The sequence below is a fragment of the Sphingomonas sp. SP2 genome (assembly GCF_058313385.1).
Genome location: NZ_JBZFLD010000001.1, coordinates 1,376,094 through 1,389,236 on the forward strand (window position 1 = coordinate 1,376,094; position 13,143 = coordinate 1,389,236).

The window sequence follows — 13,143 nt, forward strand, 5'->3', positions numbered from 1 at the left end:
CGACCGTGCGGCGACATTACCAGGAGCGATGGATGCGACATTGGCTCACGCGGGCAGACATGGGTCTGCGTCAGGGCTGGACGAAACGCTTCGAGCCGAGCCACTGGACCGTCGACTTTCCGAGAACGACCCGCGCCGCGGTCGTGTCGCATCCCGGCGAGGCGAAGCTCACAGTTACACTGGCATTCGGTGGTGAAGGTGACCTTGCGGGTCTCATCTACAGCTCGAGCGACGAAGGCATTCACGCGGGCCAGCGCCGAAGGCCCGACCGAGACTATTCGCACTGCCAACTGAAATTTCGGTGGCGGTCGACTGGGCTGATGCCGCTCGACGCCGTGAACGGCCCGACCTTGACGATCGAAGGCCGCGACGAGGGCGGGAATCAGCGAGCCTGGTACGTTCGGCTGTGGAACTACTCCGAAGGCGGGCCGGACGATGCCGTCGTCACCTTGCCATTTGACACGCTGAAAGCGGGTTTTGCACCGGGACCGGATGGCGAGCCCGTTTATTCGAAGGATGTGGATCGCATCTTCATCTCTCTCGTCCCTTCCGGCTTTGTCGAGGGGAGCGAGGCGGCCTGGCCAAGCCCGATCGACGCCGAAGTGACGCTGTCGGAAATCGAGTGCAGCGGTTCAGGAAGCGTCATCGCGATCAACGATGCATTTACCCCCGAGCATCGCGCGCGCATCGCCACTGCCTATGACGATTGCTATCACCTGACGCCCGAGCGCGTCATCGATAGCCTCGAATGCCTAGGCTATCGGAAACTCATCAATCACTACGTGGGCATGAGCCATTACCCGTCGATGACCGGGAGCGGCATTGTCGATGCCGCGACCCCCGTGTGCACGCCCGCTCGCCGGTGGCACGAAAGCTTCGCTGAGATCGCCGCGGCGCGGGGATACCAAGTTATCTGGTCGCTATCGTTTGAACTGCTCGACATGTTCTGCCCGGACGCGTGGAAACAACGGGCTTTCGATGGAGCGCCAGCGCAAACGGGGTACGAGCCACCCAGCACGTTGCTATCCCCTGCGTCCGCACCGGCCATGGCCTACCTGGGCGATGTCGCGAGAATTTTCGTCGGTCTGGCTGTCGATGCAGGGCTTGAGCCTCGCCTTCAGATCGGCGAGCCATGGTGGTGGACGTCGCCGGAAGGCCGGCTTTGCATCTACGACGATGTAGCACGGCAGAATTGGTCGGCGCATTCCGAAATTGCGGATGTCACGATCCCCCTGGATGCTGCGCAATTCACCGCGCTGGACGAGGCAGGTGCACTTCTTGCTTCCGCGACATTCGGGCTCGTCGAAGGGGTCCGGGAGCTCCACCCTGCTCTGATTTCGCACGTCCTCGTCTATCTGCCTGGGATCTATCGCCTGGACGGGGTGCAACTCGACCGGGTCAATATGCCTGCTGCCTGGGCAGATGCATTCGATGTCGTGCAACTCGAAGATTATGAGTTTGTCACGGACAAGATCGACACTCGCCGCCGGAATGCTTTGTCGGCGGCTTTGATCAAGCTTGGCGCGACGCGGAGCCGGGCGCACTATTTTGCCGGCTTCGCGCGGCCGTCGAGTGTCAGCGAGGACTGGTCCGCCATCCTCGCGGCATTGAACAGTGCGCTGGCGGAAGGCTTCAGCGAAGTATTTCTGTGGGCGCTTCCCCAAGTCTCGCGCGACAGCCTGACGATCTTTGATGGAGAAGACGACGTGGACTCGTTCAAGGACGTCCGCTTCCCGCTCAGCCTTGGCAACCGGGCGAGTGTCGAACCTGAGTTTTCAACGACCATCTTCACGACGACGGGCGGTTTCGAATATCGTAACGCAAACTGGGCCCAGTCTCGAACGCGGTTCGATGTCGGTCAGGGCGTCCGCAGCCTCGAAGACATCGAAGTGCTTCTTCAGTTCTTCCGAGCCATGCGTGGCAACGCGCACAGCTTTCGCTTCCGCGACCCGACCGACAGCAGCAGCTGCGACGTCGGTAACATTCCGACCGCCGCTGACATCAGGCTTGGAACGGGCGATGGCACCAGACGCCAATTTCCGCTGATCAAGACCTATGGAGACGGCGAGGAGCGCCGCATAACGCGGCCCGATCCGCGATCCATTCTCGTCTCGGTCGCCGGCGTAGTCTCCGACAGCTGGACGCTAGTCGAGAAGGGCGTGATCGAGTTCGACGATCCTCCACCCAGCGGCACTGAAGTGCGTGCGGGGTTTGAGTTCGACGTGCCCGTTCGCTTCGAGAACGACCAACTGCGGGTATCGCATCACACGTATTTGGCAGGCGAGGTCCTGTCGGTGGCACTGATCGAGGTTCGCGAGGCATGAGCCCGACGTTCAGCGAGGTGACCACGGGCTGCTATTTCTGGTGCTGTCAGCGAGTTGATGGCGCTGGTTTCGCCGGAGTTGGGCATGATGGCCCTCTTCACCGCGGGGGCGTACTATACGACCCCGCATCGGGTCTTGCGCCGGCGAAGATCTCGCTCCTCGACACGATGTTCGGCAGTGAGTTCATGCTCGGCGAGGGGCTTTCAAGCACAGCGCTTACCCTTGCAGATCTTGAGATCGGACGATGGGACGGGGCGACGCTGCAGCTCTCTTGGGGGAGCTGGCACGAGGCTTCCCCGAGCAGAAAACTGTGTGAAGGCAGACTCGGCACAATCACGGTCAAGGGTGGTGCCGTGACCGCGAACGTTGACCTGCTGCCGACGCGCCTAGCCGAAGTGCCTTGCGTAAAGACGAGCCCGGAGTGTCGTGCAGTGCTGGGCGATCAACGATGCGGTGTCGCAATGCGTAGCAGGAGGAAACGGGTAACCGTCCTCGAAAGCAGCGAGGGCGAGATCCGCTGCAGCCAAGTTCTCGGTGCGGAATTCAACTTCGGTGTCGCGCGGTGGGTCACCGGCGTCAATGCCGGGCTCGAGGCCATTATCCTCAATGTCAGTGAGGATTGGGTTACGTTGCGTGACCAACCCAGGGGTGAAATCGCGACGGGCGACGTCTTGCTGATTTTCGAGGGCTGCGATGGGCAGCTCGCAACATGCAGTGACCGTTTTGGCAACGCCGCAAACTTCCGGGGTGAACCACACCTGCCCGGCACGGACGTTTTGCTGCGCTATCCAGGTGCTTAGTCCGTTCGAGAAGGCGAAGACCTTAATCGGAACGTCTTTTCGTCCTCAAGGGCGTGATCCGCGTCACGGACTGGACTGCCTTGGATTGGTGGTCGAAGCCTTCCCCATTACCCTGCCCCCGATCCCGGCATATCGTCTTGATGACGGCAATTGGGCTGAGATCGAGGACGCCGTCCGGCCTCACTTCGACGCGCGGCACGTTCCGGAGTGGGACCAGAACGACCTGCTCGTCCTGAAGCTTCCCCGATGCTTTCACTTTGCCGTGATGGGCATAGCGAGCTTTATACATGCGGATCTTCGTCTTCGCAGCGTCGTGGAGCAGCCCGTGATGCTTCCATGGCGCGGCGAAGCGCGCTTCTACACCTTGCGGGAGAGCTGAGTTGGCAACCTTGGCTTTAGGGGCAGTGGGAGGCGCGCTCGGGGGACAATTGGGCAGCGCCTTGGGGCGTTTCGCCGGAAGACAGCTTGATCGAGAGATCCGCGGTGGCGGTCGCAGACGGATCAGCGACCTTCGTGTGCAGTCTTCGCAATATGGCGACGACATTCCGGCCGTGCATGGCACCATGCGTGTTGCCGGGGTGGTGATCTGGGTCAGCGACCTCGTGCCCGCGTTGACCGTGAGCAAGAATGGATCCTCGCACAGCTACAGCGTCAGTTTCGCACTTGCTGTTTCGAGCGCTCCGATGACCGCAGTTCGACGAATCTGGGCAGATGGGCGCCTCATCCGTGACGACACGGGTACCCAGTCGATTTCTTTTTCATACCGCCTGCACAGGGGCGAAGGTGATCAGTCTCCCGATCCGCTCATCGCTGCAGCGCAAGGCCTTGATGATGCCCCCGGGTACCGAGATCTTTGCTACCTACTGTTCGAAGACTTCGATCTTTCTACCTTCGGCAATCGTATCCCGCAGATCACCGTCGAGTTGATCGGATCAGAACCCCCTAGCATTTTCGAGGCTTGCTTGGGGCAGGGAGATCCTGGTCAACTGGCATCGAGCGTGAGCGGCTTTGCGCTTGATGGCCACACCTTGGCTGAGTGTTTGGAAGGGGTGATTCAGGCCTTTGACATCAGGCTGTCCTGCGACGGGGATTGGGCTTCGCAAAACACTGAAATTGTCCATCTAATCCCGCAGGATCTTTGGAACGTCCCTTTCAACGAGCACCGAACGCTTCCCAGTCAAAAAGAGGCTCCGACCAAAATCTCGGTTCGGTTCTTTAACCCGGACCGAGACTTCATTGCGGATGAGCGCAGCGCGCGTCTTCCCGGTCAGGCGCGCCTCGCGACTGTGGATCTACCGGTGGCCATGGCCGCCGCGTCTGCGCAATCTTTGGCGCTGAGGAAGCTGAGCAATGCCTGCCTCGAAAAGCAGAAGACAATCTTGGAACTACCCAACAGTTTCCTGCACATTGGCGTTGGCGACGCAGTCGCTCCCCTTGATCACCCTGCGGAGCGGCTGCGCGTGTGTGAAAAGCACTTTGGCGCAGAGGCGGTCATGCTCGTCCTCGGCAGGTTCTCCTCGGCTTTCCCGGCTGTCAAGCAGGCCGGACCTGCTCCCCCCAGGGAACGGCTTACTAACGAGCCTCTGCGATTGGCGGTCGTCGAAGCCGTGAATGAGACCAACGCCGAAGGACCTGCCGTCTCTCTCATCGCGTCGGGCCGATCCGGCCAACTGGGAGTGCAACTGCGGGCCGGAGCGATGGTCAGGGATCTCGCTGTTGGAGTTCGTTCGGGGGCCATCGGCATCCTGCAGAACGTCTTGCCGCCAGGCGTTCCGGGCATTTTCGACGACAAACACGAGCTTCACGTCCAATTCGACAGCGACCCCATACTGACGAGTTGTGCCGATATTGGCCTCCTTAGCGGACGGAATGCCATTGTCGTCGGTTCTGAGCATATCCAGTTCGGGGAAGCGATCCCCACTGGCTCGGCGCGTTATACCCTGAGGCACTTAATTCGCGGCCGCTTCGACACCGAAGCTGCTGTCGCACACCCGATTGGTGCCGCGCTCACCTTGCTCGGGGCATCAACGGAAGTCTTTGGTCTTCCCCTCGAGACAATTGGGAGCGAGGTCCGGGCGTCGACCAACGCGGTCGACGGAGCCTTGGTTGAAGCGATGCTTGGCCCTCTGGAGGCTCGATCGTCCAGGCCCTGGCGCCCCTGCCACCTGCGGCTCGAGGAAGCGGCTGGCTCGCTTTCCATGCACTGGACCCGATGTTCGCGCGAGGCGAGCGCTTGGCTAGACTTCATCGAGGCGCCGACGCTCGGCGCGCTTGCCTATCGAGTTATCCTGCAAGGCGCAGGAGGCGCGGTCCAAAAGGACGTCACACATCCGGAAGCCACATTCGCAGCTTCAGAATTGCAACCGCTCGGGCCGAAGCCGTGGACCATCCGGCTCCAGGAAATCGGTAGCCATGCTCTGAGCCGCGAGTTCGTTCATCAATTCAGCTGACTGAGGATTTCTGTCGTGGCGAATACTCCGAACCTCGATTTGCCGCTACTCGTCGCCGGCCAGGGCCAGAAAGAGGTCACACACAACGAGGCACTCCTCGTCCTGGATGGCATTTGTCGGGGGGTATGCTCGGGCGGGCCGCGTGATACGCCTCCGTCTGACCCTCAAGAGGGGGCGCTCTATATCTGTGGCGTTTCTCCGTCGGGGACATGGGCAAATCATGCGAATGCGCTCGCCATTGCTACTGCCGGCGGGTGGCGTTTCATCAATGCCTTCGACGGAATGAAGGTGCTTGATTCCGTTACGATGCTTGAGCGGCGCTTCCAGTCCGGTGAATGGTCGCTCGGGGTGATGCAGGCGCAGCATGTCGAGATTGGCGGAAAGAAAGTGATCGGAAACCAGCTTGCGGCGATCACGGGGCCGACTGGTGGCACGAGCGTTGATGTCGAAGCCCGGCAAGCCATCTCGTCGATCTTGGCGGCCCTGCGATCTCACGGATTGATTGCCTCTTAGTGAGGCGCAACGGCAACACGAAGCCATAAAGATTGCAGGGATGCAACAAAGGTCGGAACAGCCGGGCGACAGCCACTATTAAGGCCCCTTCGAACATAAGGAGGGGCCTGACCCATGATTTCGAAATTGGCGCTCGCTGGAGCAGCCGCTCTCATCGCGCTCTCGTCTACCGCGCAGGCGCGCGACGGCACGCCGTACATCGGTCTGGAAGTCGGCGTCATCAAGCCGGAAAAGACTAAGCTGGACTATCGGCTGAACACGCTGAATGTCGACAACGGACTCATCGTCGAGCACCGCTCGGGGATCGATACCGATTTCCTTGCCGGCTATGACTTCGGTCTGATCCGGGCCGAAGGCGAACTTGGCTACAAGCGCGCCAACGCGTCCGACCTCACCGTCAGCCCGTCGGTCCTGCCGACGACCGGCCGTCCAGCAATCTCGGGCCGCACCACCGTCATTTCGGCCATGGGCAATGCGCTGTTCGACATCGGGGTCAACGATGGCCTGCAGCTTTATGCCGGCGGTGGCGCGGGCATCGCTCGCTTCAGCCACAAGTCCGACATCACCGGCCCGGGCGTCCCGGCCGGTACGGATCTGCGCGGCAAGGACCATTCTTTCGCCTGGCAGCTTATCGCCGGCATGCGAGTTCCGGTCAGCACGGCCGTCGATCTTGGTCTCAAGTATCGCTACTTCCGCTCGAAGCTGAGCTTCAGCGACGATACGTCAAGCCTCGCGACGGAGAGCGTTTCCGGTCGCTTCAAGTCGCATTCGCTGCTTGCGAGCGTGCTTGTGAACTTCGGTGCCGCTCCGGCTCCGCTGCCGCCGGCGCCCGAACCCGTGATCGCGCCGCCGCCGCCGCCACCTCCCGCGACGCAGACCTGTGCGGACGGTTCGGTCATCCTCGCGACCGATAGCTGCTCGGTTCCGCCGCCGCCGCCGCCGCCGCCGGCTCCGGCTCCCGAGCGCGGTTAAACCTCCTGTTGGCCTGGCTCTTCCATTGTGAGGGGCCAGGCCACTCGACCGGAATTCCGCCCGGCGATAAGGCCGGGCGATGCATCATCCCCTCCAGCTTCGTTGCGATGCGTCAGCGCTGAGCGAGAATTACCGCACCCTCGCGACCCTTTCGGGTGTCGCAGCGGGGGCGGCGATCAAGGCCAATGGCTATGGTCTAGGCGCGGCCGAGGTTGCCAAGCGACTTCTCGATGGTGGCTGCCGCGACTTCTTTGTCTCGACCTGGTGGGAAGCCGCCGAGCTATCCTTCCTGCCGCACGGTTCCTTGTCGGTCCTTCACGGTTTCGGGCCTGCTGATGAGCCGATTGCCGGCGTACGGCCGGTGCTCATCAGTGCCGATCAGGTCGCCCGATGGCTCGCCAGCCCATATTGCGACCAGCCTTGTGATGTCATGGTCGACACGGGAATGAATCGGCTAGGGCTCGGGCTGGATGAGCTCCCAATCCTCCGCGACCTGCGAATTCACACACTGCACAGTCATCTGGCCTGCGCCGATGAAGATCATCCACTAAACGACAGGCAGCTCAACCGGTTCGGGCAGCTTTGCGCCGAGGTACAGGCGGAGCGTTACAGCCTCGCCAACAGCGCCGGGATCATGCTTGGCCGGGCATATTCGTTCGACCTCGTCCGGCCGGGGATCGGCCTTTACGGCGGCATTCCGCGTCCAGAAGCGGCGGAATGTCTGCGGCAGGTCGTCACGCCGCAGGCACAGATCGTGCAACTTCGGAAGGTGGCTGCTGGCGAGACGGTCGGGTACAACGCGACCTACATCGCGGACCGTGAAATCACCGCCGCCGTCCTCAACATCGGCTATGCTGACGGCTACTGGCGCGCATTCTCGTCTTGCGGAACCGCGCGGATCGACGGGGAGGCACTGCCGGTGATCGGACGGGTCTCGATGGATCTGGTGACGATTAATGTTTCGGCCGTGCCGACCGCACGCGAGGGGGACTGGGTCGACCTCGACTTCAACCTCGTCGAAGCGTCGCGCCTGACTGGCTATTCGCAATATGAGCTGTTCACGGGGCTGGGGCGGCGGTTTTCGCGCTCTTGGCGGTAGGCGGCATCAGGCGCTTCTGCTTGTACTGACAAAGATCCACGATCGGGCAGCGCCAGCATTCCGGCGCTCGCGCCTTGCAGAGGTAGCGGCCATGCAGGATCAGCCAATGGTGCGCATGAAGCAGGAATGGTCCCGGCACCATCTTGGCTAGTTTCAGTTCCACGGCGAGCGGAGTCTTGCCCGGCGCAAGGCCGGTGCGGTTAGCCACCCTGAAGACATGCGTATCGACCGCAATCGCCGGCTCGCCAAAGGCGATATTGAGGACGACATTGGCCGTCTTGCGGCCAACCCCCGCCAGTTCCTCCAGCGCCGCTCGATCCCGCGGGACCTCCCCATCGTATCTGTCGACAAGCTGCTGGGCCATCAGCACGAGGTTCTTGGCTTTGGTGTTGAAGAGGCCAATCGTCTTGATGTGCTCCTTGATGCCAGCCTCGCCGAGCGCCAGCATCTTCTCGGGCGTGTCGGCGACTGCGAAGAGCTTGCGCGTTGCAATGTTGACGCTGACGTCCGTTGCCTGCGCCGAGAGAGCGACCGCCACGAGAAGCGTGTAAGGCGTCGTCCAGTCGAGCTCCCCCTTCGGCTCAGGATTGAGTTCTGCCAGCCTCACGAAGATTTCGGCTGCCTGCGCCTTCTTCATAAAGCGCCGACCACATCCCGCATGCCGTAGAGCCCCGCCTCACGACCCTTCAGGAAGGCAGCGGCGGCAAGCGCTCCACGCGCGAAGATCATTCGATTTTCCGCACGATGCGAGAGGATCAGCCTTTCTTCCTGCCCGGCGAAGATGACGTCGTGATCACCGACGACAGTCCCCCCGCGCAAGGAAGCGAAGCCAATCGCACCTTCCTCCCGCACGAGCTGACGGCCGCTACGGACATCCTCCCTGCTCATCGGCGTGCCACGGCCCTTCGCCGCTGCCTCTCCGAGGGTAAGCGCGGTTCCCGAAGGAGCGTCGCGCTTCAGTCGGTGATGCATTTCGAGAATCTCGATATCCCAACCACGGTCCAGCACCTTCGCCGCGCGCTCGACGAGCTCCGACAGAAGCGCCACACCGAGTGAGGTGTTCGACGCGCGCAGGACGGCCACGCTCCCGCTGGCATCCGCGATACGGCGGTCGGCAAAGTCGTCCAGCCCGGTCGTGCCGATAAGGATCGGCGTTGCGCTCCTGACGGCACGGTCAAGCGAGGCCGCAAGCGCTTCGGGTGCGGAAAAGTCGATGATGACGTCGCCATGTTCCTGGTCGATCACGAACCGTTCGTCAGCTTCGGCGGCGGCGGTGATGGCCTTCCCCATGCGGCCATTGGGGGCGATCAGGCTCAGGCGGATCGGCAAGCTTTCGGTGCGCATGCCGTCTTCTTGGCCCCGGCCGGGACCAGGCGCAACCAGCTCAGGCGGCGACGAAGCGGCTCACGACATCCTTAGCCAGCCGGGCAGGGCGCAGCGAGGCGGCGTCCAGGCAGCACCAGGTGCTCTTCACCTCCGCCAGCACTTCCTCCCCACGGCGGATCACGGTCGTGAAGAGGGCCTTCGCGCCCTGCACCCGCTCGGCGATCACGTCCGCCACCACCACGTCCTCGAGGAAGGTCGGGCGGCGAAACTCGATCTCGTGCTTGAGCGCGACCCACAGGTGCCGAGCCACGGCCTCGGCCGGCGCTACGCCTTCCCAATAGCGAACGACCGCTTCCTGCACCCATTTCAGGTACACGCTGTTGTTCACATGGCCCATGTGGTCGATGTCGGCAGGGTCGATCCCGATGGCGTGGCGATACATGGCTCTTTTATCGTCTCTCAGGGGCTTGCTGACAATAGTGTCAACAAATGGAATTATAGATGGTTGCTGAGCTAGGCGCTGCCAAAGGCGCGATTGTCGTCCTCACCGGCGCTGGGATTTCCGCCGATAGTGGCGTCCCGACCTTTCGTGCGGCCGACGGGCTGTGGGAGGGGCATCGCGTCGAGGATGTCGCCACACCAGAGGCTTTCCGCCGAAACCCGGCACTCGTCCACCGATTCTACGATGCCCGCCGGGCGCATCTGGCATCGGTCGAGCCCAATGCGGCGCACCGGGCGCTGGCTCGGCTCGAGGACGCATGGCCGGGTGACTTCCTGCTCGTGACGCAGAATGTCGATGATCTTCACGAACGAGCCGGCTCGAAGGGGCTCATTCATATGCACGGCGAACTGAAGAGTGGCTGGTGTCTCGCGTGCGACGAGCGTTCGCGCTGGGTCGGCCCGATGGGGCCGGGCGCATCCTGTCCAGTCTGCGGCCTCTCGGGCCGGGTCAGGCCCGACATAGTCTGGTTTGGCGAAATGCCCTACGACATGGATGTCATCGACCGCGCGCTACGATCATGCCGTCTGTTCGTCTCGGTCGGTACATCGGGCGCAGTCTATCCCGCCGCCGGCTTCGTCCAGACCGCGCGTTACGTCGGCGCGCACTGTGTCGAGCTCAATCTCGAACCCAGCCAGGGCAGCATCTACTTCGACGAGGTGCGGATTGGCCGGGCAGCCGACATCGTGCCTGAGTGGGTCGAGGAAGTCTTGCAGCAGCTGGACTAGGCGGCAGCGCCTCAGTTTGCCCAGTCGAGCCCGATATCCTGGTAGAGACCGCGGTCTTCCGCCCACCGCGGCGCGACCTTTACATGCAGGAAGAGGTGCACTTTCCGGCCGAGATGCTCGGAAATGGCCTCACGCGCGGCAGCGCCGATCGCCTTCAGCTTGGAGCCGCCCTTGCCGAGCACGATGGCCTTCTGGCTGTCACGTTCGATGAGGATCTGCTGGTGGATGACCGCGGATCCGTCCTTGCGCTCTTCCCATTTCTCCGTCTCGACCGCACTTGCGTAAGGAAGCTCGGCGTGAAGCTGAAGATACAGCTGCTCGCGCGTCAGTTCGGCCGCAACCATGCGGTCGGTAGCGTCGCTGAGCTGATCCTCCGGATAATGCCACGGGCCCTCCGGCATCACCTTGGCGAGATGACGCTTGAGGTCGGGCACGCCGTCGCCGCTCGTCGCGGAGACCATGAAGATTTCTTCCGGCTTCAGTCGCGCGCTGAGTTCGGTAGCGAGCTTCAGGAGGTCGCCCTTGTTTGCGATGTCGACCTTGTTGAGGACGAGAATCTTGGGCTCGGGACGGTCCTCGATGCCTTGAAGCACCATCTCCGCCCGCTGCCCGATCGTCGCCGCCGCGTCGATGACCAGGACCAGGCGGTCTGCGCTTTCGGCGCCTTCCCAGGCGGCCTTGACCATTGCCCGGTCGAGCCGCCGCTTGGGCGCGAAGATCCCGGGCGTGTCCACCAGCAGGATCTGGGCGTCGCCCTCGATGGCGATGCCCATCAGGCGGGCCCGGGTGGTCTGCGCCTTCGGGCTGACAATGGCGACCTTCTGGCCGACCAGGGCATTGACGAGGGTCGACTTGCCCGCATTGGGCGCGCCGATCACCGCGACCAGGCCACAAACTTGATTCAACAGATACTCTCCAGCAAGGCGGCCGCGGCCGCCGTTTCGGCTTCCTGCTTGCTTGCCCCTTCGGCTTCCGCCTCGCCGGCGCCGCCGACGCTCACCTTCACCCGGAACGTGGGCGCATGATGCCTCCCGAACTGCCCTAGCAGTTCATAGACCGGCGGGCGATGCCCGCGCGCCGCGGCGACTTCCTGAAGCAGCGACTTGGGATGCTGGGGCGCCTTCTTCTGGCTGTCGAGATAGGGCGCCCAGCTGGCGCGGATCACCGTCTCCGCCGCCTCGAGTCCGGCGTCGAGATAGAGCGCGCCAAGCAGGGCCTCCACGACATCGCCGACGACATTGTCGCTGAGCAACGCGCCGTCTTCGCGCGCCTGCTTGCCGAGGCGGATCATCGCGGGAACCCCCCATTCGCGACCCACTTCAGCGCAGCTCTCACGCGCGACCAGTGCATTGTAGCGACGGCTCATCTTGCCCTCGGGCTCGTCCGGGAAGCGCTCGAACAGCCAGCTCGCGACGACCAGGCCGAGGACGCGATCGCCGAGGAATTCCAGCCGCTCATAGCTGTCGCGGGCCGCGCTGCCGTGCGTGATGGCGCGCGTGAAGAGGCTGGCGTTGCGCGGCTGGTGCGCAAAGCGGCCGCGAACGAAATCAAGCACGTCGCTCATCGGTGCGTGTTGCCGATCCGGTCGAAGCGCGCGGCGCTGAACCAGGTCCAGGGCTTGATCCACTCGGCGCTTCCGTCGGTCGACCAGAAGGTTACCATCGCCCGCCCGATCAGCGCTTCCATCGGCACGAAGCCCATGCCGCCGAGCGACGGGGGGATCCGGCTGTCCGCGCTGTCGTCGCGATTGTCGCCCATCAGGAAGAGGTTGCCCTGCGGGACCGTCACCGGGCCGAAGTCGTCGACCACCGGATTGTCGGTCTGGTCGAGGACAACATGGCTTCGGCCGTTGGGCAGGGTTTCGCGATAGGCATCGAACAGGCAGCGGCCGCCTTCGACCCGGGGAACGACGGCCCGGCAGGGCGAATTGGGACTGACTGGCACGGCGACGGGCGCGATCGCCTGTCGCGCGACGGGCTTTCCATTAAGGACAACCTGTCCATTCACCGTCGCCACCGTGTCGCCGGGAAGGCCGATCACGCGCTTGATGACGTCATTCCCTTCGGGGCCGCGAAACACCACCACGTCGCCACGTTCGGGTAGGCTGGCGAGGAGGCGCCCCTCGATGGGCGGGAAACCGAACAGGAAGCTCCAGCGGCTGTAGCCATAGGGCCATTTTGCGACGAGCAGATAATCGCCGACATACAGGCTCGGAAGCATCGAACCCGAGGGGATGCTGAAGGGCGCAACGATCAGGCTTCGCAGCACCCATGCGAAGAGAAGGACGATCAGCAGGCCCCGCCGGAGCCCGCCGCCTTCGGCTTCCTTGCCTTTCGTGACTGTCGTCGTTGCCATCGTGAGGTGCCTTGGGACCAGCGCGCGTCGACCGTCAAGCGCACCAGGGTGGAATCTGCGCCCTTCGTCGCTATGTC

14 protein-coding genes are annotated in these 13,143 nt (G+C 63.0%); 8 read left to right on the plus strand and 6 right to left on the minus strand.

Going from position 1 to position 13,143, the window contains the following annotated elements; translation table 11 throughout:
- The first annotated feature begins 32 nt into the window (after positions 1-32).
- From AC4GYU_RS07070 to alr, 7 genes are all read left to right on the plus strand, one after another.
- Positions 33-2,324: a DUF2460 domain-containing protein gene (locus AC4GYU_RS07070; RefSeq protein ID WP_491086185.1), complete on the plus strand. Its 2,292-nt coding sequence runs from the start codon at positions 33-35 to the stop codon at positions 2,322-2,324.
- Positions 2,321-3,124: a DUF2163 domain-containing protein gene (locus AC4GYU_RS07075; protein ID WP_491086186.1), complete on the plus strand. Its 804-nt coding sequence runs from the start codon at positions 2,321-2,323 to the stop codon at positions 3,122-3,124. The genes AC4GYU_RS07070 and AC4GYU_RS07075 overlap by 4 nt, the downstream gene beginning before the upstream one ends.
- A complete protein-coding gene (locus AC4GYU_RS07080) occupies positions 3,117-3,503 on the plus strand; it encodes a hypothetical protein (RefSeq protein WP_491086187.1) in 387 nt (128 codons plus the stop codon). The genes AC4GYU_RS07075 and AC4GYU_RS07080 overlap by 8 nt, the downstream gene beginning before the upstream one ends.
- A 1-nt stretch (position 3,504) precedes the next feature.
- Entirely contained in the window at positions 3,505-5,574 is a 2,070-nt protein-coding gene (locus AC4GYU_RS07085) for a GTA baseplate fiber-binding domain-containing protein (protein ID WP_491086188.1), read from the plus strand.
- Between the two features lie 15 nt (positions 5,575-5,589).
- Positions 5,590-6,087: a DUF2793 domain-containing protein gene (locus tag AC4GYU_RS07090; protein WP_491086189.1), complete on the plus strand. Its 498-nt coding sequence runs from the start codon at positions 5,590-5,592 to the stop codon at positions 6,085-6,087.
- Between the two features lie 114 nt (positions 6,088-6,201).
- Positions 6,202-7,059: an outer membrane protein gene (locus AC4GYU_RS07095; RefSeq protein ID WP_491086190.1), complete on the plus strand. Its 858-nt coding sequence runs from the start codon at positions 6,202-6,204 to the stop codon at positions 7,057-7,059.
- A gap of 79 nt (positions 7,060-7,138) precedes the next feature.
- The gene (gene alr, locus AC4GYU_RS07100) at positions 7,139-8,158 is read left to right on the plus strand and encodes an alanine racemase (RefSeq protein WP_491086191.1); all 1,020 of its coding nucleotides are present in this window, start codon (positions 7,139-7,141) and stop codon (positions 8,156-8,158) included.
- Here alr and nth read toward each other — a convergent pair.
- The 3 genes from nth to AC4GYU_RS07115 are packed head-to-tail and all read right to left on the minus strand — an operon-like array spanning position 8,118 to position 9,926.
- On the minus strand, positions 8,118-8,795 hold the full coding sequence (nth, locus tag AC4GYU_RS07105; RefSeq protein WP_491086192.1) for an endonuclease III: 678 nt from the start codon (positions 8,793-8,795) through the stop codon (positions 8,118-8,120). The genes alr and nth overlap by 41 nt on opposite strands.
- Positions 8,792-9,502 carry a 4-hydroxy-tetrahydrodipicolinate reductase gene (dapB, locus tag AC4GYU_RS07110; protein WP_491086193.1) on the minus strand — a complete coding sequence of 237 codons (711 nt, stop codon included), beginning with the start codon at positions 9,500-9,502 and terminating at the stop codon, positions 8,792-8,794. The genes nth and dapB overlap by 4 nt, the downstream gene beginning before the upstream one ends.
- A gap of 40 nt (positions 9,503-9,542) precedes the next feature.
- Positions 9,543-9,926, minus strand: coding sequence for an acyl-CoA thioesterase (locus tag AC4GYU_RS07115; protein WP_491086194.1), 384 nt, complete (start codon positions 9,924-9,926; stop codon positions 9,543-9,545).
- 59 nt (positions 9,927-9,985) lie between these two features.
- Between AC4GYU_RS07115 and AC4GYU_RS07120 the strand changes: the two genes are divergently transcribed.
- On the plus strand, positions 9,986-10,711 hold the full coding sequence (locus AC4GYU_RS07120) for an NAD-dependent deacylase (RefSeq protein WP_491086195.1): 726 nt from the start codon (positions 9,986-9,988) through the stop codon (positions 10,709-10,711).
- Between the two features lie 11 nt (positions 10,712-10,722).
- Here AC4GYU_RS07120 and era read toward each other — a convergent pair whose 3' ends face one another.
- Genes era through lepB form a run of 3 tightly spaced genes read right to left on the minus strand, consistent with a single transcriptional unit; the run spans position 10,723 to position 13,066 of the window.
- Positions 10,723-11,616 (minus strand): GTPase Era, encoded by an 894-nt coding sequence (gene era / locus AC4GYU_RS07125; protein ID WP_491086196.1) that lies wholly within the window; start codon positions 11,614-11,616, stop codon positions 10,723-10,725.
- Entirely contained in the window at positions 11,613-12,275 is a 663-nt protein-coding gene (rnc, locus tag AC4GYU_RS07130) for a ribonuclease III (protein ID WP_491086197.1), read from the minus strand. Before rnc ends, era begins: the two co-directional genes overlap by 4 nt.
- Positions 12,272-13,066: a signal peptidase I gene (gene lepB, locus AC4GYU_RS07135; protein WP_491086198.1), complete on the minus strand. Its 795-nt coding sequence runs from the start codon at positions 13,064-13,066 to the stop codon at positions 12,272-12,274. The genes rnc and lepB overlap by 4 nt, the downstream gene beginning before the upstream one ends.
- Between the last annotated feature and the right edge of the window lie 77 nt (positions 13,067-13,143).